The organism is Pseudomonas sp. GW821-FHT04D07 (assembly GCF_059420225.1).
The window spans coordinates 41,473-65,926 of record NZ_JBWKTH010000030.1 but is presented as its reverse complement, the minus strand read 5'-3'; the positions used below and the strand labels follow the sequence as shown (position 1 = coordinate 65,926).

Below are 24,454 nucleotides of genomic sequence, written 5' to 3'. Positions count from 1 at the left end.
TGATTGGTCTGCTGATGGCAGCGATCATTATCGCTGCTAAGCTTTCCAGCGCTGAAGGGCGCGGGCGTGTTGCGGAGTAACGATTTTTTGGTGGTCATGCTTGTTCTCAATTTTTTCTTTTGATTATTTTGGGTGCGTGTTTTTGGTTGGACGGTAGGTTTTTTGGTGGGGAAGGTGATCTGTTTTTGGATTTGAATGCTTTTTTTATATTTCAGTCTGCCTTGTGTTTATGAGAGTGGTTGAAGTTCCAACCTTGGGGCACGAATGCATGCGTTGGCACAGAGTTGTAATGCTGGGAGTTATGGTGCGTCTGTAACGGAAACCATTTCGGCAGGAGATATGTACAGGGCTTCAAATGTTTTGATAGGTGTATTTTATACGGGGTTTGGGGTTTGTACCATAAAAATGCAAAGAGGGCTTAATGATTTTGGTTTTCTGAGAGGGTTCGTTTCTGCCATTTTAGGAATGATACTTTTAAGTCTTGTGGTTGCATACATACAGGAGCCGGCTATCTATTGCGTGGTGTGTGGCTATGAGAGTGTGAAATAAAATGCGCGGCGAGTAGCGGGTGGGGTATACCGTACCTCACCCGCTCCGCTCGCTGGACACCGCCGATAACCTGATTGGCGTAGGACGAAGCGCATCGCTTCCCGGACCGTCGAGTTCATCCTCTTTTCGCCAACTGAAAGCGTCTGTAGCGCTGCATTACCGACTTATTCAACAGTTGGCCGTATACCGAGAGGTTGCACCTTAAGCCCTGGATCGGCCAGCTTGAAGTTATGCCCCACTGTGGGAGAGGCCGTTCCCCCTGCCGCTGCTACGGTTCCACTTCCAGTCTTAACTGTTTCGCACCCTGTCAGCACGGGGCTGAAATTCACACCCCTGTAGCCAACGACCACCGGTAATTGAAACACCTGCCGCAGCGTAATGCCGTTACTGGAGGACCTCACCACCGATCCTGTCACTCCAGGCAAGTCAGGGACAATGGATTCGGTAAGCGAACGCATTTCGGCCTGGACAGCCTCTTGACTGGCTTTAAGTGCCGCCAGCTTGTCTGTCGTGGCAGGTCCCGATGTCATAGCTGCGATTTCATGGGTGGTCGCTGTATTCTGGCTACTCAGATCGGCAAGGCGCGTAACGGCCGCTGACATTTTTAAACTGAACCCATCCTGCGCCGATACGGCCACATCAATCGCGCGGGCCGAATATACTTCTGTAATCAACACTACCACCGTCTGATACTCACATGACGGGGAGAAATTCTGCAGATCATCCGCATCATAAGTTTTGCTACGATTCATAAACTTTTCCTTGGCTGCCATGTAAGGAACTCCGTAAACTTCAGCCGCTGGAACCGAATAAGAAACGCTGTAAGACGATTTGCGTCCACCACTGAGAAACGCCTTAATAGCACTATTGGTGACGTTCACACCTATCTGGCTTTCTGACAACGACGCGAATGTGAAACCAGGGAATGCCACCAAGCTATTAAGCTGTTTGTGGCTACCCGTGCGGGTAAGCTCCGGCAGACGCCAGGTTTTCTTCGCAGCAGTACCCTGTCCATCATCGTACTCAGCCATCTTGCTGACATTTAAGTCTGGCGCTGTTTTTTCCAACTCGGCAGTCAGGTCAATATGGTCGTACCACTGCGCCATTGTGGAGTAAAACGAAGGTGGCGGCGTAGCACTTGCTCTCGTCGCCCTGGCCAAATAAATATCGCCAACATCTACGTTGCCACGAGGCGGAAAGACTGCCTGAATACCGAGTTGTTGGGTGTTCTCGCTCCAGTTTTTCGCGACTATGCCTGGCTCCGGCATCGAGCTCTTGCACGCCACCAATCCAGCCGCGATGCTAACGATAAAGCAATAAGACACACGCATGTATCACCCCTCAAGATTGACCTGTGTGGTTTTTAAACGTCGTTCAAAAGCAAGAAATATTTGAACAAAATAACTTTCGAGTGAGGGGCTAAGCTGTACCCGTAGAAGCAGATGCATAATCACGTACTGACATTCATCGGCCACACTAGCCTAGCTCAAGGACCGTGCGGGACTCACAATCTGAAAAATGACGTACGTAATTGTGAAAATCTACCTTCACCACGGATAGACGCTTGCTTGATCAGAAAACACAAAGCGCCAGTAACATCGATACCTATATGTATTAGCTCATCGCTGCAAGAATGCTAGAAAAATCTGAATTATTTATGATCGAAAAGCTTTGCGCCAGTTTCTTGAGGGGGTGCCAATACGGAGGTGCTCTGGGTATCTCCCTGAAAGCTTCGCGCCTGGTTCACAGATTTCAGCTGTGTGGGGATACCCATTCGGCACTCGGTGGGGGTTTACGATCGCTCACGTACCGTTACACTCCCAGCTCTCTGTTTTGGACCCTCGTTATGAATCTATCTGACGTCGTTCTAGTGCTACTCCTGGCTGCACGCATTCATGGTACGGATGACGCGGTGAGGGCATCGGCCAAGAGCTGTGTGAAGAAGCTGCCACGGTCCAAGCGCGACCTGATCTACAACGTGATCAACAGCCGCAGCCCCATGGAACTGGTAGCCCTGCTGGCGGAAAATCTCGACGATTGAACAGCGAAACACTTGATTCGTTCTCCTGATTCAGTAGTTGACATTGTCGTGACCTAAGCGGTGAAACTCAGGGGAACCTCCCCTGCGGGAAGGTTCCCAGCAGGGGTGGGTGGACCCGCTTAGCAAGCAGCTGTCGTCAGGGAATCGGTGAGGGCTGGCCTTGCAGGGTCAACCCCCTTCGTCTTGGTACGGCGCTTACGAGGCGCCTTTTGGAGCGCTCGCGTGTTTGCCGCATACCAGTGATTCAGGTCGATACCTTTGGTGCGAACCATTGCAGGCAAGCGATCCATTTCACGCACCAGGTTATCTGGGATGCAGGGCGGTGGTAGCTGAACCGGAGGGCTTACCTTGGGTCGGGGGCCAGGTGATGTACTCGTTGATTTCACTGCACTCAAAAACTCCCGGGTGACTGTGCCGAGTGCGAAGCCGATGTTGTAGCTGAGTGTAGACATGGTGTTCCTCCCGCTGAATAGGATGCGGAGAAAGCACAGCCCCGGCAGGGAAAGTGATTCCCCGTAAGGTGATTGCATCAGGTGTTTCTATCGGCGCTTGTCGAATGGCCATTTCTCTTCAGATGAAAACGTGGCCAAGGGACCGTCTGGTCGCAGGCAGCCTCTAGCCATGAGCTCAGACTCGCCACCGCAGAGGCAGAGTTAAAACCAGAAAAGTAGGCGCCCGGGGAGGGCGCCGCGATGAGGGTTACATCAGCCCATGTTGGGTCATGGACAGTGGATCACCGGCACCGACAATGATGTGATCTAACAAGACCACATCAATAAGCGCCAGGGCCTCACGTAGCCGTAGGGTCAGTACGCGATCAGCCTGACTGGGTGTGGTGCACCCCGAAGGATGATTGTGAGCCACGATGACCGCTGAGGCGTTGTGGGCGATTGCGCGCTTGAGCACCTGCCTGGGATGAACACTGGTGTGGCCAATGTCTCCGTGAAACATCATTTCAAACGAGAGAACTTGGTGTTTGATGTCCAGGAAAATGACGCAAAAGACCTCGTGATCCATCCCGGCCAGTTTCAGCTTGAGGAAGCGGCCGACCTCGGGTGGGCTCTCGAGTTGAGGACCCCGAGTGAACAGCCGCCGATCCAGAATTTTCATGGCCTTTTCGATCAACAGGTCTTCCTGGGCAAGGCTTTGTGCTTCTAGAGCGTGCATGTTGCTCGAAGTATGGGTAGAGCTCATGACGTCAACCTCTGCATCCAGTCATGGAGGCACGCCATCCCCCAAGGGACATGTATGCCCCCCGAAGGTTAAAGAAGGCGCCGGTTAGGGCGCCTGGGTAGATGATGGAACAGGCCTAGCTGTACGAGACCGTGGAACCTTCAGTAGTATCGGTTGGATCACCTCTTTTGGTGGCCTCCCAATCATCAGCAATCACCGACATATCCGTTGTATCCAGCGTATCGGGTCTCTGAACTGCATTCGCTGGACTGACGTCCGATGTGGGCTCCCTGGGCGGTGCGGTATACACCACCTCACCATTGATTTTGATCATGGACAGCGAGAGGAGGTTGCTTGCCAGTCCAGCATTCGGCTGACCTCGGCCTTCCATTTTTTGTTGCATGAAGGGAAAGACCCAAAGGTCGCTGAGGGTGAAGCACGCCAGTACGGTTTCACCTGAGTTGATTTCTTGTGCGCAGTGGCTGATGAGCTGTTTCGCCTCGGTGCCGACCACGGTGCAGTCGAAGTACTTGTAATCAACTTTGTCGGCTGGGCCTTGGAGTACGGTAACTGAAACCTTCAGGTACGACTTCTTATGACGAGTGATCGTCCTGACATTGTTGAGATAACCGATGCCTTGAAGGTACAGGTTGAAGTACTTTTTTTCTTCGGCAGTGGATGGGGTTTGAGTCGTCATGAGTGTCTCCAATTTCAATAGGAAAATGGGGAAACACTCATCCCCAAGGGGAAAGTGATTCCCCATTGGGTGGTGGTGCAGTAGGCATTCGGCCGTCAAAGGTTCTGACGACTGACCGCGGTGATGAATGCGAGAGCGGTCCGGTGGTGATCAACGCGATCATCGCGTCGTAGCCTTTTAGATCCGGGCTACCTGGGCATGTTGCCGACAACGTCAGCAGGACACCCCTTTAGCATGAGGAAAGAGCCCCAGGTGGTCTAGTCCGCTCTTTCAGACGGAGGGTGTCAGATATTTCAACTTGTGCGCCTTGGGGTGGACGACGTCTCCCGCGGCGTGTCATTTCCCGCGGTCCATCCGGCTGATACGCTTTTGTCCTGCCTTCGAGGGATAAATACGGAGGGGGCTGATCCTGTTTTCCGCTGGAACTCAGCGCCCCAAAAAGGCCATAAAAGGAACGGCAAACGGAAGGGACTAAGGGAAGCAAAACGAAGGGCAAAGGGCTTACCCGCAAAAGGTCATCCGTACACTGAACAGCCAAAAGGCTCCCTCACACCACACGGATGGCAGGCTGAATGTTCTGGCGATTCAGATTGAAAAAGTCGGCTGATCGCGAGCCAACCCGCAAGGCTGCTTCATCCGACTACCTCATGCCTCAAACGGCCGCTGAGTTGCTGTCGACCCCGCGTCGGCGCAAACTCCTGGAGCACATCTGGCAACGCACCTCGCTGTCTCGCAAACAGTTTGCCGACCTCTATCTACGTCCCATCGAACGCTACGCCGAATTGGTTCAACACCTGCCGGCCTCCGAAAACCATCACCATGCTTATCCCGGCGGCATGCTCGATCACGGCCTGGAAATCGTGGCCTATGCCCTGAAAATTCGGCAGTCACACCTGCTGCCCATGGGCGCGACCCCTGAAACCCAAGCGGCGCAAACCGAGGCCTGGACAGCGACCATTGCGTACGCAGCCCTGTTGCATGACCTTGGAAAAGTTGCGGTCGATGTGGAAGTGCAGCTGGACGATGGAACGGTGTGGCATCCGTGGCAGGGCCCGGTCAACCGTGCGTATCGCTTCAAGTACCTGAAGGGGCGCCCCTACAAACTCCACAGCGCCACGACGGGCTTGCTCTCGCTGCAAGTGCTGCCAGCGTCGATTCTCGATTGGCTGAGTACTTACCCCGAGCCCTGGAGCGCACTGATCTATGTGCTGGCCGGGCAATACGAACATGCCGGCACCTTGGGCGAGTTGGTCAGTCAGGCTGACCAGGCCTCGGTCGCGCAGGAGCTGGGAGGCAACCCCGTCCGGGCACTGGCCGCACCGAAGAGCTCCCTGCAACGTCAGTTGATTGAAGGGCTGCGCTACCTCGTCAACGAGCAGCTCAAGTTGAACCAGGTTCGTGCTTCAGACGGTTGGCTCACCGATGACAGCGTGTGGCTGGTTAGCAAAACGGTGGCGGACAAGTTGCGCGCCCACTTATTGTCTCAGGGGGCGGATGGGATTCCGTCCTCGAATGCCACGCTGTTCAACGTGCTCCAGGATAACGCGATCATTCAAATCAACGTTGAGGGCAAAGCGATCTGGACTGCCACTGTGCAGAGCGGTAAATGGAAAAAGACCCTCACGTTCCTCAAAGTCTCCCCGGCGTTGCTCTGGGAGGAGGGCAAGCGTCCTCCGGTGTTCAGCGGCACGGTCACAGTTGAAACGACGACTGAAACTACCGGGCAAACCAGTGATACACCTGCCGTAGATCGTTCACCGCCTGAACAGGTTTCACCTTGGGGCGCTGAACCGGGCTGGATGCAAGACGTTGCTCAGGCCCGTTTCACCGTTGACGAGGAACCATTGCACGACATGGGTATGCAGACGCAGGAGCAAGCACTTGGAGAACCCCCCGAATGGTTTCGGCGGTTAGGTGAGGGCAGCTCAATGGACACGCATCTCCACGAATCCGACGCCTCCCCCATCAGGAACACCTCTGCGTCGGTTGTTAGCCCGCGCGCTGTTCCTCGCGAGTCCTGTCCGTCTATCCATTTGCCAGTCCCTGACGTGAAGGGGACGGATCTGGGGGAAGCTTTCATGACCTGGTTACACCAAGGCATCCTGAAGCACACGATCACCCTTAACGACGCCCACGCATCGGTCCATAGCGTCGCTGAGACGGCCTTTCTGGTCACGCCGAAGATCTTTCAGCGTTATGCTCAGGAACACCCCGAAACCGCGCGGATGGCCAAGGAGCAGGGCACCAGCGATTGGCGTTGGGTTCAACGCTGCTTTGAGAAATTGGGTCTGCACCACAAGAGTGAAGGAGGGTTGAATATTTGGGTATGCGAGATCAAAGGGCCGCGCAAAACCCGAGACATCAAGGGGTATTTGCTCAAGGATCCCCGGCTGATTTTCACCGAGAAACCGTATGACAACCCTTATCTAGTGCTGAAGGACTCCTCTTAAGAGTGGAAGGCGACCGGGTTTCTTCTGTGCGGCCCGTCATCTTTCTATGTAACAGATCCCGCTTTAGCTATTGTGCCGAGGCGGCTTTCTCGATCAGGCGAGCGACCGGCTCGGGGTTGGAGACCATTACGACATGAGAAGCGCCCTTGACGACTTCCACGCCTTTGGCCTGTGCTCGTTTAGCCATGAAGTTTATTGCTTGCGGTGGAATGTTTTTGTCCTTGTCGCCGTAGATGAACCAGGACGGGATGTGTTTCCAAGCCGGTGCCCCTGACTTCTCGTTCAGAGCCGCTTCCGTCACAGGCCGTTGCGTCGCCGCCATAAGCGCTGCCTGCGCCGCGGGCACATCCGCAGCAAACTGAGCATGGAATTTATCCTGCTGAATATAGAGGTCCTTGCTACCGTCTGCGAGCGTAACTGGAGGCGCAAGTGTTGGGCCAAGCGTATTGCCAGGGAATTTCCCGGCCAGTTCGGCAGCTGACTCACCGGCTTCGGGCGCAAAGGCGCTGACGTAAACCAACGCCTTTACATTCGATTGATCATTAGCCGCCGCGCTGATGACATTGCCGCCATAAGAATGGCCTACCAGCACGACGGGGGATTTGATGCTGGTCACAAGGCTGGAGATGTAATCTCCGTCACTTTTCACGCCACGCAGGGGGTTAGCTGCAGCGATCACAACATATCCGTCTTTTCTCAGGATTTTGACGACCCCGTTCCAGCTTGATGCGTCGGCAAAGGCGCCATGCACGAGTACGACGGTGGGCTTGACTGTTTGGGCAAACACACTCGAACCCATAAGCAGCGTGACTCCAAAAGCCAACGCGGTCAGTGTTTTTTTCATTTCGATTTCCTTAAAAGTGAGTGGTCGGATCAATTCGGGAAAGCATCGTCCAACTGGACGACAGTGCTTTGTTGTAGGAACTGACCGTCGAAAATCAGTCCCCATGTCGCTTTATTCGGTTGAGTCGGCCAGTACGGTTACCGTTGCTTATAGGTGGTCCGCGTCGATTACTGCCTTGGCAAAAGCCTGCGGCGCTTCCTGTGGCAGGTTGTGGCCGGTGCCTCCGGTGATCAGCCGGAAGTCATATTTTCCCGTGAACCGAATCTACCCTATTTAAAGTTTTTAACTATCCATATCAATACGTTAAATAGATATACGTTAGTATTGATTCGCTGGGAGTTATTGCGAAATCTCGTGATAAAAAATCCACGCAGGACAGCCTGACAAGTCAATAGGTGCCGGCCGTTTCTTGAGGGGGAGAGCAAACTTCGTGGGGTTTTCAACTTGCTGCGTATCTGCAGCAAGTCGAGCGGGTTTTTCGAAGGCGTTATTATTTCCTGCTGGTCACCGCAATGACCAATCCAGTAGACACTATCGCAAGTCCCAACCACTGCAGTGTGGTCGGTATTTCTCCGACCAAAGGAATACCGATGAGGATCGCGGCGGCAGGTGCTAACGCTGGGAAGATCGCTGCTTTAGCGGCCCCCAAAGTACGGACCGCGATGGAGTATGCGAACAAGGCCAGCACCCCGGACAACAGCCCTTGGACCACCACTTGTTCAATCAACATGGCCGGGCTGACTTTACCCATAAAGTCCAGGCCGTGAGTCAGTAGATAAGCCGGTGAATACAACAGGGCTGAGAGCACTGAAACGACGGCGGTCGCTGCAACCGGGGCAACATGCCAACGCCTCGCCAGGACTGAAAATAGCGCCCACATCGATCCCGCTAGAATAAACAGCATATCCCCGATAGGTGCCTGGGATCCGCCTGCCAGCAGGCCGGGGCCAGCAATCACTGACAAGCCGACCACCACAATGGTCAGCCCGACCAGTTGGCGCGGCTTGCTGCGTTCCTTTAGCAACCACGAAGCCAGCACAAAGCTCATCAATGTCAATGCACCGGGCTGCAGTACGGCACCGTGAGCGAGAGGCGCGAACGCATAACCGCTGGCCCCAATCATCACAAAAGGTGGGCCCGCCAATGCCGCGAGTATGAGTCCACGGCCCAGGCCGACACCGGCGAGGGTCAGGGGAGAGTGGCACAGGAACCACGGCAGCATCAGCAGACCGGCGGTGGTGAAACGCAAAAAGGTCAAGTCGTTGGCTGTTAAGCCCGCCGTGATACCGGCCCGGGAGACGGCCAGAAAGGCCCCCCAGACCAGCGCGGCAAACAATCCGCACATCAGGCCAAATCGCCGCGTTGATGTGCTCGATGGCGTTAAGCGGTCAACGATGGCGACGGACATGACTAGACGCCTCAATTGAAGTCAGTGCTGAGCGACAGTGCCTTCCACTGCTGAATTTCCGCTAGATGAAGATCAAGCTTGGCGCTGACAACCTTGAGGGCATCGCTACCGAGCAACAGATGGGCGGGGGGCGTTGCCGAATCGACGACGGCGATCATTGCGGCGGCGGCTTTGGCAGGGTCACCGATCTGCTGCCCACTGTTTTTGGCTCGTGTTTCACGTATGACGTCGAAGAGTTCGTTGTAGTCGGCAATACTGCGTGGTGCGCGGACCATGGAGCGACCGGCCCAGTCGGTTCGAAAGGCGCCGGGCTCGATGGCAGTCACGAAGATGCCAAACGGTTTGACCTCCTTGCCCAGTGCTTCGGAAATGCCTTCCAGCGCAAACTTGCTACCGTGGTAATAGCCGAGCCCTGGGAACGTCGCGATACCGCCCATGGAGGTGACGTTAAGAATGTTGCCGCTGCGGCGCTCGCGCATGAACGGTAGCACGGCCTTGGTTACCGCAACGGCACCAAAGACGTTGACCTCAAACTGTTGGCGCAACTCCTCGAGGGACGACTCCTCGACAAGGCCTTCGTGCCCGTAGCCGGCGTTATTGACCAATACATCTATCGCTCCGACGCTGCGTTCGATATCGGCAACGACACCGTCGATGGCTTTGTAGTCTGTTACATCCAACAGACGACCGAAGGAGTAGCCTGGCTTGAGCTGATCGAATGCAGCACGCGCTGTTTCGTTGCGCAGCGTGCCGACCACCCGTTGGCCGCCTTCGAGCAGGGCGTGGGCAAGTGCCTGGCCAAAGCCTGAGCTGACGCCAGTAATAAACCAGGTTTTCTGTGAGGACTGAGTCATGTGTTGTATCCGAAGTCGAAGGTTGGGTGGCATCAGTTCTACTCTTGGCGTAGCGGCACAAACAATCCCTCTAAGGCTTGCAAGGCTATGAAGCCCATCTTCATAAAGTTGAATGCTATAACGAAGGCATTCTTATTGGGCTGCACTGAAGGTAGGTGAACGTCATGCGTCAGGATCAACTCGACGGTCTGGTCACCTTCGTCTACGTGGCCCAACTCTCTAGCTTTTCAGCGGCGGCGTCGCGCTTGGGCGTCAGCCCTTCGGCGGTGAGCCAGGTCATTCGCGGATTAGAGCAGCGCTTGGGGGTGGCGCTGTTCAATCGTACGACACGCAGCGTGAACCTGAGTGAAGCGGGCGCCCGGTATCTCGAGCGAGTCGAGCCCGCGGTACGTGAGCTGATGATCGCCGCCGATGAACTGAACGACAGCATCGGCGAACCTTCCGGGCTACTGCGGTTGAATGTACCCCGGGCCGCTTACATGACAATTTTGCAGCCCATTCTGGCGAATTTTCTAGAGGCGTATCCGCAGATCGATCTGGAGATCACGCTGGAAAACGCCTTGGTCGACATCGTGCGACTGGGCTATGACGGCGGCATACGTTTCGGCGAGTTCGTTGAGCATGACATGGTGGCGGTCAAGGTTGGCCCTGAACTGTTTGTCAACGTCGTCGCATCTCCTGACTATCTCGCGCGGCACGGCACTCCTTCTCACCCTCGCGAGTTGATCGAACACAATTGCCTTGGATTCAGGCATTCCAGTAGCGGCGTCGTGGAGCGTTGGGAATTCGAGAAAAATAACGAGAAAATTCAACTGGCGCTGGCGGGTCGATTGGTTCTCAATGATTCAGCCGCGTTGGTGCAGTCGGCTCTCGACGGGCTCGGCATCGCCTATATGATCAACGGCTACATCGATCCTCTTATCAACGACGGCAGCCTGGTCAGGGTGTTGGAGGATTGGAGCTTCGGATTGCCTGGGTACACCCTCTACTACCCGGATCGACGCCGTGTCACCCGCAAATTGCGAGCGCTGATCGATTTTCTGCGGAGCACCGACTGGTCGACCCCGTCAAAGAAGAGTCTGTTGTTCGTGATCCCGCCGCCGGAGGTGTTATGACAGACTCGATTTTATTTTTTGGGCTGAGCGTTGTTTGTTTTTTGCGTCGCTTACGTCAGAAAGGATGGTGTTTCTCGTGTGAGTGGCAGGTCTATATTAAACCAATGTATAGGTTGCTGGGGCCTAAAGTGTTAAGGGCTGAGCACTGATGTATAGCTATTGAATGGCGTGGTAACGCAGTAATCTAACCCCGTCGCAATAATCATGTTTTAGTTAGCCCGTCGCTTGCTTACTCAAGGAAATCAGAATGTTTGTCGTCAATTTGACCTACCTGAAACCACTTCCAGATGTTGAAAAACATATCGACGCCCACCGCCAATACCTGGATGAAAATTATGCAAGCAAGGTGTTTTTGGCCTCAGGACCCAAAACGCCGCGTGACGGTGGCCTGATCTTGGTGAGCGGCATTGTGACGCGGGGCGAACTGGAGGTGCTCCTGACACAGGACCCGTTCTTCAAGTATGAGATCGCCAGTTACAATATAACGGAATTTACCCCCAGCAAATTCCATCCGGCATTGACCGATATTAAGTAATGACTGGTTTTCGATGACCAGCACACTGGAGCTTCCCATGGATTACATTAATCTCGGCAGCACAGGTCTGAAAATATCTCGCCTTTGTTTGGGATGCATGACCTACGGCGATGCCCAGCGTGGTCGTCATGGCTGGGTACTCCCCGAGGAACCCAGCCGCGAGCTGATACGCCTGGCACTTGAGGCCGGAATCAACTTTTTCGACACCGCTAACAGCTATTCGGCAGGCACCAGTGAAGAGTATGTCGGGCGGGCGATAAAAGATTTTGCCCGCCGCGATGAAGTCGTCCTGGCGACCAAGGTGTACTTCCCCTGGAAGGACAACCCCAATACCGGGGGACTGTCACGCAAGGCAATATTTCAAGCCATCGACGACAGCCTGCGCCGTTTGGGTACCGACTATGTCGACCTGTATCAAATCCATCGCTGGGATTATTCAACGCCTATCGAGGAAACCCTGGAAGCGCTGCATGACATCGTCAAGGCCGGTAAGGTCCGTTATATAGGCGCTTCGTCGATGTACGCCTGGCAGTTCAGTAAGGCCTTGTATGTATCCCGGCTTAATGGCTGGAGCCGTTTTGTCAGCATGCAAAACCATTTGAATTTGCTCAGCCGCGAAGAAGAGCGCGAAATGTTGCCGCTGTGCGCAGACCAACAGATCGGTGTATTGCCATGGAGTCCACTGGCGCGTGGTCGACTGGCACGTGACTGGCAGGAAAGCACCGGACGCTCGCAGAGTGACGCCTACGGCCATGCGCTGTATGCCCAGCATGAGGAAGAAGATCGCGCGATCATTGATGCGGTCGGCCGTATAGCGGCAGCGCGGGGCGTTTCTCGTGCTCAAGTGGCACTGGCGTGGGTGCTGGGGAAATCCCAGGTCAGCGCACCGATTATAGGTGTCTCCAAAGCCCGTCATCTAGACGATGCTCTGGGGGCGTTGGCATTGCATCTAGACGAAGATGAAGTGGCGCAGCTTCAGACGCATTATCGACCTCGCGCCAACGTTGAGTTGGATATTCAGCGCTAGGCGTAAAGCATGATTTTTGCAGTTGAGTCTTTCGCGTTGTAAAAGTTGTTTCAGTTGATCGGGTTACAACAGTCGCTTTTTATTTATCGAATTAGATAAGCCATTTGCTGTGGAATGTTCTGCTCGTACTACTCAATGAGAGGGTTCAATCGTGCAAGATAAAGAACGTAATGTCGTGGCACGTCCTACGCCTTATGAATTTTCGGAATTGTTTATCGGGGGGCAGTGGCGCAGCGGTCAATCAGTCGTTCTACAGGACCACAATCCATTCAACGGCGATTTGCTCGGTGAGTTTGCACAGGCAAGTACCCGTGATGTCGATGATGCTTTCGATGCTGCGGTCAGGGGACAAGCCCTATGGGCCAATGCGCTGCCGTCAGAGCGTGCTGCGGTACTTCGACGCGCAGTAGATATCATGGACCTTCGCCAAGCCGAGATTACCGATTGGCTGATCCGTGAGTCTGGAAGTGTATGGCTCAAGGCGCAGTTCGAGTGGAGTGCGGTTCGTGCAATGCTGCAGGAGGCGATGGCATTACCCAGCCTGCAAGCCGGCAAAATGCTGTCCGGCGATATTCCGCATAAAGAGCACCGTATCTATCGCAAACCCGTCGGCGTGGTCACGGTCATCAGTCCCTGGAACTGGCCGATGCACCTGAGTACCCGCGCCCTTGCCCCCGCGTTGGCGTTGGGTAACGCGGTTGTTTTAAAACCGGCGGCAGAAACCCCGGTCACGGGCGGTCTCCTACTGGCACGCATCTTTGAGGAAGCCGGACTGCCACCGGGCGTACTCAGCGTGCTGTTTGGCGCCCATCAAGAAATCGGCGATCACCTGGTGCTCCATCCTGCCTCGCGGGTCATTTCATTCACCGGTTCCAGTGGCGTTGGCAAGCGTATTGGTTCCCTGGCAGTCACCGGTGCCACACTCAAACATGTCGGTTTGGAGATGGGCGGCAACAATCCACTGGTTGTGCTTGATGATGCGGACCTCGAGCAGGCGGTTCGTGCTGCGGTTGTCGGGCGTTTTCTGCACCAGGGGCAGATTTGCGTCAGTACCAACCGCATCATTGTCGACCAGAAGCTGTATCCACGATTCGTCGATCAGTTTGTCGAGCGCGTATCGACTTTAAAGTATGGCGATCCGATGGACCCGCAAACGATTGTCGGCCCATTGATTGGCCAAAGGCATCTCGACCGCTTGCAGGGCGTTATCGCAAACGCCATCGCAGAAGGGGCTCGGCACCGGTTGGGCGCAAAAGCCGAAGGGCTGGTCCTGCCACCGCAGGTGTTTGATCAGGTGAGCTCAACCGCAACTTTGGGTCGTGATGAGATATTCGGTCCTGTCGCGCCGATCATCATGGCCCGCAATGAGGCGGACGCACTGGCACTGGCCAATGACACTGAATTTGGCTTGTCCAGCGCGGTGTTCACCGGGGATCCGGCGCGAGGTCTGCGCTTTGCCCAAGGGATTGATGCGGGGATGACACATATCAACGATATGACTGCGGTGGACCTGGCGAATATGCCATTCGGCGGTACCAAGAACTCAGGGAGCGGACGCTTTGGGGCCGAGGGTGTGATTGAGCAGTTCACCACGGAGCATTGGATTTCGGTTCAGAACAGGCCTCGCGAATACCCGTTCTGATGCCCAGCTTTGATCATGCTGGATACCAAATTGTGAAATAGGTTTTGCACCTGTTTCAGCGCCAAAGCACCCGATGCATTGCATCGGGTTTTTTTGTATGGCGATTATCAACTTTATTCTGCACGAGGCTGTGTGGAGAAATCATGCGCAAACGGATATTTGCTGCGCCAATTTAAACCAAGGTATAGGGTGGCGAGCCCTACGTATTAACGCTCGACACCTCCGTACAATGGTTGTGCCTCAGGTATTCTCGTAACTTATGTCCAACGCAAGAGCCATCGTAAATACGTGTGCTGACTTGCAGTTATTACTTTCCTGACATATATGAAGAGGTGCACTCATGAAATCTTTGCTCGTCGGCGCAGTCGTCCTGGCTTTCCTCAATACCGCCATGGCAGCGGGTTCCGACACTGCCCATAGCGCGGTAGTCACTAAAATCGACAGCTACAAATACGGCACGCACCTGGATATCTCCAAGGTGCTGTCCGTTTCAACCCCGGCGACGAGTTGCGGTGTTGTTCCTGAGCAAATGATCTATCTGGACTCTAGCGGTTCGAAGCATGAACTTGATTATGAAGTGATGGGTGATGGTTGCAACGGCTAAGCCATCAGACACCAACGCTTTATACACAATCTGAAATGACGTTAAGCCAATAACGTACTGCACAAGAGAGACGACACATGAATATACTGAGCAAGCTCGGAATCGCCGTAAGCCTGGTCTCTGCGATGACCTGTGCTACCCAGGCAATGGCTGGACCGGTCGCCACCGTCAAAGCCGTTAACGTTGTACTGGTGCATGGTGCCTGGGCTGACGGATCGAGTTGGTCAGAAGTCATTCCACGGTTGCAAGCCGCCGGTTTGAACGTGGTCTCTGTGCAGAACCCGCTGACCTCTGTCGAAGACGACGTCGCCGCTACCAAGCGTGTGCTGGATCAGTTGCAAGGGCCGACGGTGTTGGTTGGACATTCCTACGCGGGTACTATCGTCAGCGAGGCGGGTGTCGATCCTAAAGTGAGCTCGCTGGTTTATGTGGCGGCCCGAGCTCCGGACACCGGTGAAGACTTTGTTGCCCTCGCAGCGAAATACCCGACGATGCCGGTGCGTGCCGGTGCCGTGGAACATGAAGGCTTCGTGTCGTTGACCCAAGACGCTTACCTCAAGTTTTTCGGCGGCGATCTGCCGCGGGACAAGGCCCTGGCGCTGTATGCCACTCAACAGCCGATTGCCAAGACCCTGTTCAACGGTCGCACGACTGCCGCTGCATGGCACACCAAGCCGTCCTGGTACGCTGTTTCGAAGAATGATCAGACTACATCGCCGGACCTTGAGCGCTTCCTGGCCAAGCGTATGAACGCCACCACCGTCGAACTCGACTCCAGTCATCTTTCGCTGGTATCGCACCCTGAAGAAATTACCGATCTGATTCTGGCAGCGGCAGGGCGCAGTCAGTAATACGTCCTACCTAAGAAATACCAAGGGACTGCCTCTAACGACGCAGTCCCTTGGCCGTTGCCATTACGAGTGGCGGGACCAGTACTTTTCAGCCAACACACTGCCCTGCTGCAGGAAGCTATCTTCCGCTGCGTTGTCGACCTTTCCATCGGGGGAGCGGGTATAGGAGTTCATCAGGTCGGAGAACATCGTATTGCTGTCGGAGCTGATGGAGCGAATCCCTGCCACGTACTCGTCCACCGACAGACTACCGTTTTTGGACGTATCAAACGTTTTGAACAATTTCGAGGCCGTCTCGGCACTCACTCCGATGCGCTTCAGCTGGGCCGCAAACTCACTGCTGGTCAGTTTCTCGGTTTTACTGGTGTTGGCCTGGAAAAACATCTGCGGACCCCATGCCTCCGTCAATGGGGTCACGGACCTCAGTTGGCCTGGGGTGGATGTCACGATTTGACCATTGCTCAGCGTTACGATCGAAGCGGGGGATGACGGCGCGGTTGTCGGGGCGGGGGCAGCAGCGGAGGTGGAATGGGGGGCAGGGGCCACCGAGGTATTGTTGGATGTCGGCGATGCAGGGCTTGAGTAGGGGCCGGCGGAGTTGCTGATGTTCGATAGGGACATGATTCGATCCTTGATTGAAGGGGGCGGTTGTTTTGATAGTTAGTAATGACCGCACCTAGATAGATCGTCGGGCTGGGTTAAAGCTTTAGTATTTTATTGGGTGTGGCGGGAAAGTTAAGTTTTACTTATTGGGTTGTTAAGTGTTTCTAATTAATGGGTCTGCTACAGCCGCTATTGGGGTGATTCAAATTCAGTCGATTGAATCGCTATACCAGCGACGTGTTATTCTGGGCCCAGAATAAGCTGTTATTTCGGCAGGCCCTGACTAGAGCGCACTACGTTGACGAATTCGACTCTCCCTATGCGTGTTGGCGCTATTGCCCTGGCGGCGCTGATTTTCATCATTGATGCCTTGACCCCGATGGATATTGCCATCGCTGTCCTATACGTCCTTGTTGTGCTGATGGCGGTCAATGCGTTCTCGCGCACCGGGTTGATTGCAATCACACTTGGCTGCATGGGCCTGACGCTTCTGGCCTTTTTCATCGATCATGACGTGCACATGGTGCCGCCTCTGGGACGCTGCCTGATCAGCCTCGCGGCGATCGGCATTAGCGGGGCGTTGGCCGTGCGCAACAATACGATCAACAGCCAGTTGCAGGAGCAGGTAAAGCTTCTGGCGCAAACCCATGATGGGGTGGTCGTGCGCGATATGCAGCATCGAATTCTCAGCTGGAACGCGGGTGCGCAAACCCTCTATGGATGGTCCGCCAAGGAAGTGCTCGGAAAGAAAATCACTGACCTGTTGCAATCGAAGATCGGCGCCACCTTCGAGGAGATCATGCAGATCATATTGGTCAAGGGTACTTGGGAAGGGGAAATCACCAGTACCCACAAGGATGGCCATCGCGTCACGGTGACGTCACGCTGGTCGCTGTCGCGAGACCGTCGCGGCAATCCAGAAATGGTGCTGGTGACCAATAACGACATCACTGCGGCCCGGAAGGCGGAGGATGCGTTGCATCGGTCGCAGGCCGAGCTGGCGCACATCACGCGGGTCTCGACCCTCGGTGAATTAGCGGCGTCGATTGCCCATGAAGTCAATCAGCCCTTGGCGGCGATCACCACCAACGCCGAAGCCGGTCTGCGCTGGCTGAATCGCGAGGTACCGGATCTGGGCGAAGCGCGCAGCGCGCTCAGCCGTATTTCCAGTGAGGCTCAGCGTGCCAGCGAAGTCATCAAGCGTATTCGTGCATTGTCGAGAAAGTCCGAGCCCCAGCATTTTCCGCTGGATTTCGGCGAGGTCGTCGAGGAGTCGCTAGGGTTGCTCAAACGCGAATTGGCACAACAGAATGTCTCCTTGCGCCTGGAGTTGGGGGCTGGCTTGCCGGCTGTGCTGGGGGATCGGGTGCAGTTGCAGCAGGTGATCATCAACCTGGTGATGAACGGCGTTCAGGCCATGTCCAGAGTCCATGAGGCTCAGCGGTTGATGCTGATAAAACTGGGACGAGTGGCCGATCAGTTGATCCTGGAAATTCATGACAGCGGTCCCGGCATTCGCGAGCAGGATATTGCTAAGCTGTTCACTGCATTTTTCACCACCAAAGAAGAGGGGCTGGGGATGGGGTTGTCGATTTGTCGCTCCATTGTCGAGGCCCATGGCGGGCATATCGACGCGCACAACCGCCCTGAAACCGGCGCAGTGCTGCAAATAGCACTTCCCGTGGTCGAAGAGGTGAGCGCATGAGTCATCCTGACGATAAACCAATAGAGGGGCGGCAGGTATTCATTGTTGATGACGACGGAGCGCTGCGCGAGGCCTTGAGCAGTCTGTTTCGTTCAGTGGGCATGAACGTCGAGACCTTTGCCTCGGCCGATGAGTTTCTCGCCCGCCCGCTGCCAGCGATACCGTCCTGCCTGGTGCTCGATGTGCGCCTGCAATACACCAGCGGGCTGGAGTTTCAAACTCAGTTGCAGGCTTCCGGCATCGAGATTCCGATTATCTTCATCACGGGTCACGGCGACATCGCCATGACCGTCAAGGCCATGAAAGCAGGGGCCTTGGACTTCCTCGCCAAACCTTTCCGCGATCAGGATCTGCTCGACGCGGTGTCAGTGGCACTGGAAAAAGACCGCAAACGTCGCGAAGGCCAGAAGCAGACCGTGCAACTGCAACAGATTTACGCCACCTTGACCGCGCGTGAGCAGGAGGTCATGGGCTATGCCGCGAGCGGGCTGATGAACAAGCAGATTGCCGGTGAAATGAACCTGAGTGAAATCACCGTGAAGATTCATCGTGGTCATGCCATGAAAAAAATGCAGGCGAAGTCATTTGCCGAGTTGGTACGCATGGCTGAGTTATTGGGCGTTCGGAAAAAGGGCTGAAGAGACATACTTGGGTATTATTTATTAATCGGCCGAGTTTTTTTATAGTGAGCTCAGTGTTAAAAGCACCTGCCAACCGGGTAGGGTGCCGAGTGAGAAGCTGAAGGTAGGTAACAAGTGTCGTTAAATCTTGTGATAGCCATCGTTGATGACGAAGAATCGGTCCGTGTGGCCATCGACAGCCTGGTGCGGTCGTTGGGCTACCAGTCCTGCATCTTCCCCAGCGCGGAAGCCTTTTTGGCCTCGGAGCAATTATCCACGAGCGCCTGCTTGATCACCGACGTGCAAATGCCGGGCATGGACGGCCTGGAGTTGCAGCGTGTGATCGTCAAGAGCGGGCGTCAGCTACCGATCATTCTCATGACGGCGTTTCCAGAAGCCAGCATCAAGGCACGCGCTGAATCCGAAGGTGCCAGTAGCTTTTTGAGCAAGCCGTTCGATGGTCAGACCATGATCAATTGCATTGAGCGGGCACTCCACCGTCATCATTAAACCCCGCAACATGTAACGTTCATCCCTCTTTTTTATTTGAAATCGACTTTCATATCCCGACCGGTTGTCGCGCAGGTCGCTGTGCGGCTGCTTTTCAAAGGCTGACTATACGAAAGTTTATAGCTGTGACGCCCGAGTATTAAAACGCTATGCCGATGTACAACTGGTCGTCGAGAGTGGGCTTAATTAACATGGCGGCCAATAGCGAAGTTGTTCAAATATTAACTTTATAAGAAGGACTGCTTATCATGGCGCTGGCCAAACGTACGGTTCCAAGTTTCACCCGAGAAGCGTCAGACCGTCTGTTCGAGGCGCGCCGTGTGGCCTTCAATCCGGGCCAGTGCCGTACGGTTTTTCGTATTGGGCTGTGCGGCGACGTCGAGTACTCGTTGCTGCCGCAGTTGCTGCGTCGGCTGCGATTGGATACGCCGGGGGCCACTCTGATGGTACAGCGACTTGACGGTGAGCAACTGACCGATTTGCTGGCGAGTGGCGACATTGGTGTTGGCCTGAGTTACCAGCCTTCGAAGACCCATGCCATGCACCGCATGCAACTGCGTAGCTTGCGTTTGAACGTACTACGCAGCGACCGGGCCCCCGGATTCATCGATCTCGACCAATATTGTGCTCGACCTCATGCACAGGTGGGCTACTCCAGCGACGTCACGGCTTATATCGACAAGACCTTGCAGGCCCAGGGCCGCAAGCGGCGGGTTGAAGTGTCTGTGCCGCAATTCAGCACCTTGCCGTTGCTGATGGCCGACTCCGATTTAATCGCCACGGTGCCGGATTACGTCGCTAAAGCGATGGTCGGATTGGGCGGCTTTCGCAGCGAGCCCATGCCGCTGAGCTTGCCCGATTTGAAGCTGTCCATGAGCTGGGGAGAGGAGACTCATGCCAACCCGGCGCAGCAGTGGCTGCGTTCCCGGATCAGGATGTTGTTGCAAGACCATGATGACAACTGAGTCGGTTTCCCCTCGTGCTTAACCAAGTATTCACCCTCTGCATCGTAAGCCTGACTTACTTGAAAACGATGGCCGAAATCGAGCGACAACTTGAAACGCATCGCGGCTTCGATGCTCAAGCGCTAGTCGAAGCCGTTCACCAGGTCTGTCCTTACTCCAGTTCGTCTGCCCGTACCCGTTTAACTCACCCCACCCAAGTAGGAATTGAATATGAACACTGTTGGCAAAACGCTCGCTGGCTCGCTCCTCGCGCTGTCAATCGGTAACGCCCTCGCAGCAACTGACACCGGCGTCGAGCACAACACTCAGGCGTTCCTCGACGCACTGAACACCGGTGGCGGCAAGCCAATCGAGCAGCTTTCGCCAAAGGATGCCCGCGCGGTACTGACCGGGGCTCAAGCTGGGGTCAAGCTGACTCTGCCCAAGGCCGATGTCAGCCAGAAAACCATCTCGGTCGATGGGCAAGACATCAGTCTGACCATCGTGCGTCCAGCCGGCGTGAAAGGCACCTTGCCTGTATTCATGTACTTCCACGGCGGTGGCTGGGTGCTGGGCGACTACCCGACCCATGAGCGTCTGGTTCGAGATCTGGTAGCCGGCTCAGGTGCGGTGGCGGTGTTCGTCAACTACACTCCTTCACCTGAAGCGCACTATCCGACCGCGATCAACCAGGCCTATGCGGCGACTAAATGGGTGGCCGAGCACGGCAAGGAAATCAATGTTGACGGCAAGCGCCTGGCCGTAGCGGGTAACAGCGTCGGCGGTAACATGGCGGCCGTCGTCAGCCTGATGGCCAAGGACAAAGGCACTCCAACGATCAAATACCAGGTGCTGCTGTGGCCGGTGACTGATGCTAACTTCGATACCGGGTCTTACGGCCAGTTCGCCGAGGGTCATTTCCTCACCCGCAACATGATGAAGTGGTTCTGGGACAACTACACCAGCGATCCGAAGCAACGTGCCGAGATCTACGCCTCGCCGCTGCGTGCATCACTGGATCAATTGAAGGGCTTGCCGCCCGCGCTGGTACAAAGCGCCAGTGCCGACGTACTGCGTGACGAAGGCGAAGCCTACGCTCGTAAGCTGGACCAGGCGGGTGTTCCGGTCACGGCGGTGCGCTACAACGGCATGATTCACGATTTCGGTCTGCTGAACGTAGTCAGCCAGGTACCTGAAGTGCGGTCCGCGATGCTGCAGGCTTCGCAAGAGCTCAAGCTTCATTTGAAGTGACCACGATTTATTGCGCTGGGATGAACACCATGAACGGGTAACCGCACACCACCACCGAAGAAGCCCGATCATTGAGTCGGGCCTCTTCGTATCCGGCGTTATAGAAGCACCCTGATCATTAATCATCGACGCTTGATCATAATTGTTAGTTTTGCTTCATAGCCTCTGAAGATTACATAAGTTCTCTGAAAGGGGAGGTTGCTTCTAAAATCACCGGTAGCGTTTTGATCAGTGGCGGTGTTCGCCGAGCCGCTAACCCATTGACCGGCAAGAGGTGAACATGGCTCAGACTTTGAAGGTGAACGGAACCGTACATACTGTTGATGTCGATGACGACACCCCGTTGCTATGGGTTCTGCGAGATGTGCTCGGCATGACGGGCACGAAATTCGGTTGTGGCATGGCTTTGTGCGGTGCGTGCACGGTTCATATGAATGGCGTGGCAGTGCGCTCCTGCGTATTGCCGGTGAGTGCCGCTGCCCAAGCCGAAATCACCACCATCGAGGCGGTCGGCGAGACCATCGCCGGAAAGAAAATCCAGCAGGCCTGGCAGGCCCTGGAAGTTGTGCAATGCGGTTACTGCCAGTCCGGGCAGATTATGTCCGCCAGCGCCTTGCTGGCGAGCAATTCCAACCCGAGTGATAGCGATATTGATAACGCCATGTCGGGGAATATCTGTCGTTGCGGTACTTATGTGCGAATTCACGCCGCGATTAAACAGGCCGCCGGGCAGGCGACGTTCATCAAGGTGGGGGCATGAGCATGAAGCTTGATACCGCGACCGTCTCCCGACGAGCGTTTCTGAAAATCGGTGCGGCCAGCGGCGGTGGGCTACTGCTGAGTCTTGCGCTGCCAGGCGCAATCGGTGACGCCATCGCCACTGAAACCACCGCGTTCGAGCCCAATGCTTTTATCCGTGTTGATCGACAAGGAAAGGTCACGTTCACCATTGCCCAAGTTGAGATGGGGCAGGGCACCTATACCTCGATTCCGGTACTGATCGCCGAGGAGATGGCGGTGCGGCTCGACCAAGTCGTCATCGATCACGCTCCCGCCGACGACAAGCTCTACTCCAATCCGCTGCTGGGTTTTCAAGTCACCGGCGGGTCGACTTCGATCCGCAGTGCCTGGGAGCCGTTGCGCCAGGCGGGTGCCACGGCACGCACGTTATTGATCGAGGCCGCCGCGTTGCAATGGGGGGTTGCGCCCAGCGGTTGCACGGCGCGCGACGGGGTGGTTCATCATCAGGCCAGTCAGCGAACCCTGGCATACGGTGACCTGGTCGAGAGAGCCGCGACTTTGCCGGCGCCGGGAAAAGTCGCGTTGAAAACCCCGGAACAGTTTCAGTTGATTGGGCTGACCAGCCAGCGTACCGATTCGCCGGGCAAGATAAATGGCACGGCGTTGTATGGCATCGATGCCCGGCCGGACGGGGTCAAGGTCGCGGCGGTCATGGCTTGTCCGGTCATCGGCGGCACCCTCGCCAGTGTCGATGATCGTGCGGCCATGGCGGTCAGCGGCGTGCTGCGGGTCCTTCGGATCGAGAATGCGGTGGCAGTGGTGGCCGAGCACATGGGCGCGGCACGCAAGGCGCTGGCCATGCTCGATATCAAATGGAACGAAGGCGCCAACGCGCAATACGCCACGGCGCAAATGCTCACGGCGATCGAGCAGGCTTCACAGTCGAGCGGTGCAGTGGTGCGCAACGTTGGCGATGCCGAGCAGGCGCTGATGCACGCCAACAAGAAATTCGAGGCGGTCTATCAGGTGCCCTTTTTGGCCCATGCCTGTATGGAGCCGATGAACTGCACGGTGCATGTCCGCGCGCAAGCTTGCGACCTGTGGTTGGGGACTCAAGTGCCGTCCCGCGTGCAAGCCGTGGCCGCGCAACTGACCGGGTTGGCCGAGACTCAGGTTCAGGTGCACAACCATCTGTTGGGGGGTGGCTTTGGCCGCCGCCTGGATGTGGATTTTGTCGTACAGGCGGTCGCCTTTGCCAAGCAGGTCACGTTCCCGCTCAAGGTTATTTGGTCCCGCGAGGAAGACACCCGTCACAGCACCTTGCGCCCCTATCATTTCAATCACCTGAGTGCCGGGCTGGATGCGCAGGGGCGGCCAACGGTCTGGACCCATAAAGTGACAGGTTCCTCGATTCTCGCCCGTTGGTTGCCGGCGCGTTTCGCCAACGGCATCGACGGCGATGCGACTCGTGACCCCAGCGGCCCCTATGATTTTCCCAACATCGCCGTCAGCTACATCCGGCATGAGCCGCCAGCGGGCATCATCACCGGTTTCTGGCGGGGCGTCGGGCATACGCAAAACGTGTTTATGGTCGAAGGGTTTATTGATGAACTGGCCGCCAGTGTCGGCCAGGATCCAGTGGCCTATCGCCTGGCACTGCTGGACAAGCATCCTCGCGCGCGCAAAGTGCTGGAGGCCGTTGCGCAAAAGTCGGGATGGGCAACCCCTTTGGAAAAAGGCCGGGGCCGGGGTGTCGCGCTGACGTTCTGCTTCGGTACCTATGCCGCTCAAGTGGCGGAGGTGAGTGTCGATCAAGGTGGGCAGGTGAGCGTGCACAAGCTGACTTGCGTGGTGGATTGTGGTCGATCCATCGTTCCCGACAGCGTCGTGGCACAGATGCAGGGTGGGGCCATTTTTGGTCTGAGTGCCGCGTTGTTCGGCAACATCACGTTCAAGGACGGGCGAATCGAACAGGGCAATTTTGACACCTATCGTGTGTTGCGGATGAATGAGACGCCTGTCATCGAAACGCACCTGCTCGACAGCAATGAAACACCCGGCGGGATCGGTGAAGTGTCCACGGTGATGATTGCGCCGGCGGTGGTGAATGCGGTGTTTGCGGCGACGGGCAAGCGGTTGCGCAAGCTGCCTGTCGATGCCAGTCAACTGGCAAGTGCCTGAGTCGGAATAACCCTCTGAAAAGCGCTGCGCACTCAGTTTGAAGCTGTGATGCGTAGCGCTGAATCGTGGACTGGACGTTCCCGCCACTTCAACATCTGGCCGCTGTGCT

General features: G+C 55.7%; 22 protein-coding genes and 1 pseudogene. 15 read left to right on the top strand and 8 right to left on the bottom strand.

Annotation, left to right across the window (positions count from 1 at the left end; genetic code table 11):
- Positions 1–713: 713 nt before the first annotated feature.
- On the bottom strand, positions 714–1,880 hold the full coding sequence (locus tag AC07T0_RS26445; protein WP_495003958.1) for a hypothetical protein: 1,167 nt from the start codon (positions 1,878–1,880) through the stop codon (positions 714–716).
- A gap of 515 nt (positions 1,881–2,395) precedes the next feature.
- Here AC07T0_RS26445 and AC07T0_RS26440 point away from each other — a divergent pair.
- Positions 2,396–2,590 carry a DUF7740 domain-containing protein gene (locus AC07T0_RS26440; protein WP_495003957.1) on the top strand — a complete coding sequence of 65 codons (195 nt, stop codon included), beginning with the start codon at positions 2,396–2,398 and terminating at the stop codon, positions 2,588–2,590.
- Between the two features lie 699 nt (positions 2,591–3,289).
- On the opposite strand, the gene radC is transcribed toward AC07T0_RS26440, so the two are convergent.
- Both radC and AC07T0_RS26430 read right to left on the bottom strand, forming a co-directional pair.
- Complete coding sequence (radC, locus tag AC07T0_RS26435) at positions 3,290–3,784, bottom strand: RadC family protein (protein WP_495003956.1); 495 nt, start codon at positions 3,782–3,784, stop codon at positions 3,290–3,292.
- A gap of 115 nt (positions 3,785–3,899) precedes the next feature.
- Positions 3,900–4,460 carry a DUF3577 domain-containing protein gene (locus tag AC07T0_RS26430; protein ID WP_495003955.1) on the bottom strand — a complete coding sequence of 187 codons (561 nt, stop codon included), beginning with the start codon at positions 4,458–4,460 and terminating at the stop codon, positions 3,900–3,902.
- Between the two features lie 572 nt (positions 4,461–5,032).
- Between AC07T0_RS26430 and mobH the strand changes: the two genes are divergently transcribed.
- A complete protein-coding gene (gene mobH, locus AC07T0_RS26425) occupies positions 5,033–6,910 on the top strand; it encodes a MobH family relaxase (RefSeq protein WP_495003954.1) in 1,878 nt (625 codons plus the stop codon).
- Positions 6,911–6,977: 67 nt separating this feature from the next.
- Here the strand turns inward: mobH and AC07T0_RS26420 are convergent, their stop codons facing one another.
- The 4 genes and pseudogenes from AC07T0_RS26420 to AC07T0_RS26405 form a co-directional block, all read right to left on the bottom strand.
- Positions 6,978–7,754 (bottom strand): alpha/beta fold hydrolase, encoded by a 777-nt coding sequence (locus AC07T0_RS26420; protein WP_495003953.1) that lies wholly within the window; start codon positions 7,752–7,754, stop codon positions 6,978–6,980.
- 147 nt (positions 7,755–7,901) lie between these two features.
- Positions 7,902–8,015 (bottom strand): annotated as a pseudogene (locus tag AC07T0_RS26415) (alpha/beta hydrolase); the annotation flags it as partial.
- A 229-nt stretch (positions 8,016–8,244) separates the two neighbouring features.
- Complete coding sequence (locus AC07T0_RS26410) at positions 8,245–9,162, bottom strand: DMT family transporter (protein WP_495003952.1); 918 nt, start codon at positions 9,160–9,162, stop codon at positions 8,245–8,247.
- Positions 9,163–9,173: 11 nt separating this feature from the next.
- The gene (locus AC07T0_RS26405) at positions 9,174–10,016 is read right to left on the bottom strand and encodes an oxidoreductase (protein WP_495003979.1); all 843 of its coding nucleotides are present in this window, start codon (positions 10,014–10,016) and stop codon (positions 9,174–9,176) included.
- Between the two features lie 164 nt (positions 10,017–10,180).
- Here AC07T0_RS26405 and AC07T0_RS26400 point away from each other — a divergent pair, with 164 nt between their 5' ends.
- The 6 genes from AC07T0_RS26400 to AC07T0_RS26375 all read left to right on the top strand — a co-directional run bounded on the left by AC07T0_RS26400 (position 10,181) and on the right by AC07T0_RS26375 (position 15,790).
- Positions 10,181–11,131, top strand: a complete 951-nt coding sequence (locus AC07T0_RS26400; protein ID WP_495003951.1) for a LysR family transcriptional regulator — start codon at positions 10,181–10,183, stop codon at positions 11,129–11,131.
- Positions 11,132–11,378: 247 nt separating this feature from the next.
- On the top strand, positions 11,379–11,666 hold the full coding sequence (locus AC07T0_RS26395) for a YciI family protein (protein ID WP_495003950.1): 288 nt from the start codon (positions 11,379–11,381) through the stop codon (positions 11,664–11,666).
- A gap of 37 nt (positions 11,667–11,703) precedes the next feature.
- On the top strand, positions 11,704–12,693 hold the full coding sequence (locus AC07T0_RS26390; protein ID WP_495003949.1) for an aldo/keto reductase: 990 nt from the start codon (positions 11,704–11,706) through the stop codon (positions 12,691–12,693).
- A 175-nt stretch (positions 12,694–12,868) separates the two neighbouring features.
- Complete coding sequence (locus AC07T0_RS26385; RefSeq protein WP_495003978.1) at positions 12,869–14,335, top strand: aldehyde dehydrogenase family protein; 1,467 nt, start codon at positions 12,869–12,871, stop codon at positions 14,333–14,335.
- Positions 14,336–14,675: 340 nt separating this feature from the next.
- Complete coding sequence (locus AC07T0_RS26380; protein WP_495003948.1) at positions 14,676–14,939, top strand: DUF2790 domain-containing protein; 264 nt, start codon at positions 14,676–14,678, stop codon at positions 14,937–14,939.
- A 77-nt stretch (positions 14,940–15,016) separates the two neighbouring features.
- Positions 15,017–15,790 (top strand): alpha/beta fold hydrolase, encoded by a 774-nt coding sequence (locus tag AC07T0_RS26375; protein WP_495003947.1) that lies wholly within the window; start codon positions 15,017–15,019, stop codon positions 15,788–15,790.
- 63 nt (positions 15,791–15,853) lie between these two features.
- On the opposite strand, the gene AC07T0_RS26370 is transcribed toward AC07T0_RS26375, so the two are convergent.
- Positions 15,854–16,411, bottom strand: coding sequence for a hypothetical protein (locus tag AC07T0_RS26370; protein WP_495003946.1), 558 nt, complete (start codon positions 16,409–16,411; stop codon positions 15,854–15,856).
- 361 nt (positions 16,412–16,772) lie between these two features.
- Between AC07T0_RS26370 and AC07T0_RS26365 the strand changes: the two genes are divergently transcribed.
- From AC07T0_RS26365 to AC07T0_RS26335, 7 genes are all read left to right on the top strand, one after another.
- On the top strand, positions 16,773–18,098 hold the full coding sequence (locus AC07T0_RS26365) for a two-component system sensor histidine kinase NtrB (protein ID WP_495003945.1): 1,326 nt from the start codon (positions 16,773–16,775) through the stop codon (positions 18,096–18,098).
- Complete coding sequence (locus AC07T0_RS26360) at positions 18,095–18,736, top strand: response regulator transcription factor (RefSeq protein ID WP_495003944.1); 642 nt, start codon at positions 18,095–18,097, stop codon at positions 18,734–18,736. Before AC07T0_RS26365 ends, AC07T0_RS26360 begins: the two co-directional genes overlap by 4 nt.
- 117 nt (positions 18,737–18,853) lie before the next feature.
- On the top strand, positions 18,854–19,228 hold the full coding sequence (locus tag AC07T0_RS26355) for a response regulator transcription factor (RefSeq protein WP_495003943.1): 375 nt from the start codon (positions 18,854–18,856) through the stop codon (positions 19,226–19,228).
- Between the two features lie 248 nt (positions 19,229–19,476).
- Positions 19,477–20,193: a LysR substrate-binding domain-containing protein gene (locus AC07T0_RS26350; protein WP_495003942.1), complete on the top strand. Its 717-nt coding sequence runs from the start codon at positions 19,477–19,479 to the stop codon at positions 20,191–20,193.
- Between the two features lie 210 nt (positions 20,194–20,403).
- Positions 20,404–21,423 (top strand): alpha/beta hydrolase, encoded by a 1,020-nt coding sequence (locus AC07T0_RS26345; protein ID WP_495003941.1) that lies wholly within the window; start codon positions 20,404–20,406, stop codon positions 21,421–21,423.
- A 280-nt stretch (positions 21,424–21,703) separates the two neighbouring features.
- Entirely contained in the window at positions 21,704–22,183 is a 480-nt protein-coding gene (locus AC07T0_RS26340; RefSeq protein ID WP_495003940.1) for a (2Fe-2S)-binding protein, read from the top strand.
- Positions 22,180–24,345 carry a xanthine dehydrogenase family protein molybdopterin-binding subunit gene (locus AC07T0_RS26335; protein WP_495003939.1) on the top strand — a complete coding sequence of 722 codons (2,166 nt, stop codon included), beginning with the start codon at positions 22,180–22,182 and terminating at the stop codon, positions 24,343–24,345. The genes AC07T0_RS26340 and AC07T0_RS26335 overlap by 4 nt, the downstream gene beginning before the upstream one ends.
- The last annotated feature ends 109 nt before the right edge of the window (positions 24,346–24,454 follow it).